Origin of the sequence: Marinobacter sp. (assembly GCF_041686475.1) — a bacterium.
In the GTDB taxonomy this organism is placed as follows: Bacteria; Pseudomonadota; Gammaproteobacteria; order Pseudomonadales; family Oleiphilaceae; genus Marinobacter.
The window spans coordinates 1-2,861 of the sequence record NZ_JAWLDU010000104.1 but is presented as its reverse complement, the minus strand read 5'-3'; the positions used below and the strand labels follow the sequence as shown (position 1 = coordinate 2,861).

The window sequence follows — 2,861 nt, the reverse complement described above, 5'->3', positions numbered from 1 at the left end:
GTCACGAGCACCATTGAAGTTCAGGTCGAGAAAGACCGTCGCACCCGAGATGTAACCATCGATGACTTTACCTGATGCCCGAGCGACATCTTCCGGAGAGTTCTCCGAGCCATCAGAGCCACCGCCGCAGCCCGCAAGTATCATTGCCGAGGAGAATAGACATACGATTGGTTTTATGTTCATTAAAAGCCCAATAGGTTGTTGTTATGAAAAACCGGTGAAAACCTTTCTGATTCAATACACTCCCCCCTTCAGTGCCTTGTACCGGGCACACACCTTATCCCTGTCCCTCAAAAGGCGCGGATCCTGATTGCCAATAGCGGCAGCGATCAGGGAGTTACATTCCTGCCTTGCTAATAACAATTCGGTAGGAGGTTGATGAGCACGCTGAACACCGGTGCCTGAGTATGGCTCTGGGGCCACGGTTCTCGACTCGGATTGTCGAGAAGCGGGCTGCGGCGCATGTTCAACGTGCTGTTCAGGCATTTTTTTCTTGCCTATCGCCATCGCCTGAGAAGCAAAATTCGAATACGCGTTCACTCCCATCGCGCCGAGCCCGATCATCAATGCGAGAAACACCAGGAACTTGAGAAGCCCCCTATTCGGGCGACGGGGCGTATCACCATAACGCTCGGCAACCAGACCTTTCACATGCCGAACGTGTGCCTGGTCAGTGGCGAACGATGCCTTGAGGCGACCGGTTGCGACCTTTTCCCGAACCTCCGCCACCTGCTCCGGGCTCAGAACCAACTCCGTTTTCGACTTGATATATCGAACATACCCCAGGCCGCGGGTAACATTTTCCGGCATGGCGGTTTTGAGCCTGCTATCCCCCACAAAAACCACCACCGAATGCATCTGGTGATTGCCGAGCCCGAGCAAAGCCTGCAGTGTTTTTACGTGCTTGTAGTTCTGGTGCAGCGGATTCTGGAATTTGTAATTGGACCTGAAAATTTTCTGGGTCCAAAACCGCTGATGAGGGCTACCGAAAATCCAGCCCTTCATATTCTTCGTTTCGACAACGAAGACACCAAACTCTGAAACCAGAACATGGTCGATCTGCGTGGTGCCGTCTTCCGTAGGGAGGGTGACGTTCTTGATTAGGTGGTAGCGGGATTTATCCAGGAAGCACCGCGCCGATAGGTTGACCAGAAACTCCCCGAACTTGCCCTTGAACCAGGGCGACTTGATCAGCCCTGCGATGATGACAAGAGGTATCAGATACCAGAATGTAGTAAACAGTTGCTGGTGGACCGGGCCAAAATCCATCGTGCGGACATCCTTGTGTTTCTTCCTTCAGTCAGACGTGAACCATAAATCACTCTTTGATTTCGCACCTTAGGATTTTTGTAACGCCACTACCTTGATATTGTTAAAGGGCACATCTCGCCACACGACTGGAGGTAGGTTTTGGGCATGTCTGAACGCTGGTCGCAGAAGGTAACGGAATCCAGTGATGCACTGAACCTTGAGCGCGGCGTATTCGCCCTGGAAGATCCGCGGGAAATTGCCCGTTCCCTGAAGAAGTCTGCCGAAGAGAGCAAACGCCGGAAGTCGGATCCTTACCGGTCAGCCATGTCGATGCTGACGTTTTACATCAATCGGGCGGGCAAACAACTTACGGCAGAGCAAAGAGAACGCCTTGAGGCAGCAAAGGATGAGCTGCGGGACCTTTTCGGCAAGCCTCGCAAGTAAGCTCCTTCCGAACCGCAGATATCTTCCTGGAGCTGCTCTTTGGCTGCGTCGGTTTCGGCTACTTCATGTACGGCCGGCGCAAGCAACCCGATAGAGACCAGGTATGGCCACCGGAACAACTACATCCCCCTGATGGATTCTATAATTACGCCAGGTCATCCAATATCTCCTGTACATGCTCTGCCGGTTTGACCTTACCGTAGTGGCGCAGAATCACACCCTGCTCATCAATCAGGAATGACTCCCGGTTCACGGACATTACCTGTTTACCGTACATGTTTTTCTCTTTGAGCACTCCGTACTGGTTGACCACCACTTCTTCCGGGTCCGCCAGAATCGGGAAGTTCAGCGACTCTTTCCGGGCGAACTTCTCGTGTGAGCGAACCGTGTCCCGGCTCACACCCAGCACCTGCACACCATGACTGCGGAGTTCGTCCAGCCGGTCCCGGAATTGCTGAGCTTCGATGGTACAGCCGGGCGTGTCGTCACGTGGGTAAAAGTACAGCAGGACTTTCTGCCCCTGATAATCCGACAGCGAGTGCTGTTTACTTTCCTGGTCTTGCAGCGTGAAATCGGGTGCGTTTTTGCCTTCCCAGCTCATCGGGTTTCCTCCTTACAAAATCTCAGGCTAACGATATACGAATCCGGTGCGAGTTAAGAGCAAAATCTGCCTGGAGGGCCTGCCTCGCGGGCCTGCAGAATCCTCATCATCCGCCCTGCCCCGAAAATTGCTGATGCTATCATGAGGTTTTATCAGCTGTAAGAGGCGTCCATGGCAAAGCCAAAACGAATCTACCTCGCCGGCCCGGAAGTATTTTTCCCGGCCACAGAACACCAGTCCATCGTCGCCCAGAAAAAACGCCTGCTTCGGGAATACGGATTTGAGGGTGTGGATCCGCTGGACACGGAGCTCGCATTTTCAGAGAACCAGGCAAAACCCGAGCGCGGCCAGCGGATCTACCTGGCCAACCGCGAACTGATGGACAGCTGCGACGCCATCATCGCCAACCTGACACCCTTTCGCGGCATCAGCGCGGACCCGGGCACCGTCTTTGAGGTGGGCTACATGATAGGCCAGGGCAAGCCCGCCTTCGGATTCACCCTGGACGGCCGCCATTACCGGGAACGGGCGGGCTCAACCGGCCTGGACGATCTGGGCAACACTA

At 54.2% G+C, this 2,861-nt stretch carries 5 protein-coding genes; 2 read left to right on the top strand and 3 right to left on the bottom strand.

Annotated features, from left to right (window positions below):
* Nucleotides 1-183: hypothetical protein (locus ACESMB_RS14515; protein ID WP_372971933.1), on the bottom strand; the 183-nt coding region annotated here is incomplete at its 3' end.
* Between the two features lie 51 nt (nt 184-234).
* Nucleotides 235-1,269 (bottom strand): nuclease-related domain-containing protein, encoded by a 1,035-nt coding sequence (locus tag ACESMB_RS14510; RefSeq protein WP_372926821.1) that lies wholly within the window; start codon nt 1,267-1,269, stop codon nt 235-237.
* Between the two features lie 147 nt (nt 1,270-1,416).
* On the opposite strand from ACESMB_RS14510, the gene ACESMB_RS14505 reads away from it, so the two are divergent.
* On the top strand, nt 1,417-1,695 hold the full coding sequence (locus ACESMB_RS14505) for a DUF3175 domain-containing protein (RefSeq protein ID WP_372926820.1): 279 nt from the start codon (nt 1,417-1,419) through the stop codon (nt 1,693-1,695).
* A gap of 145 nt (nt 1,696-1,840) precedes the next feature.
* On the opposite strand, the gene bcp is transcribed toward ACESMB_RS14505, so the two are convergent.
* The gene (gene bcp, locus ACESMB_RS14500) at nt 1,841-2,296 is read right to left on the bottom strand and encodes a thioredoxin-dependent thiol peroxidase (protein WP_372926819.1); all 456 of its coding nucleotides are present in this window, start codon (nt 2,294-2,296) and stop codon (nt 1,841-1,843) included.
* A gap of 171 nt (nt 2,297-2,467) precedes the next feature.
* Between bcp and ACESMB_RS14495 the strand changes: the two genes are divergently transcribed.
* Nucleotides 2,468-2,861: nucleoside 2-deoxyribosyltransferase (locus ACESMB_RS14495; protein ID WP_372971932.1), on the top strand; the 394-nt coding region annotated here is incomplete at its 3' end.

Bases quoted from the DNA above. Each gene is read 5' to 3' on its own strand.
- ACESMB_RS14510 (WP_372926821.1), bottom strand. From the start codon at position 1,269: ATGGATTTTGGCCCGGTCCACCAGCAACTGTTTACTACATTCTGGTAT.
- ACESMB_RS14505 (WP_372926820.1), top strand. From the start codon at position 1,417: ATGTCTGAACGCTGGTCGCAGAAGGTAACGGAATCCAGTGATGCACTG.
- bcp (WP_372926819.1), bottom strand. From the start codon at position 2,296: ATGAGCTGGGAAGGCAAAAACGCACCCGATTTCACGCTGCAAGACCAG.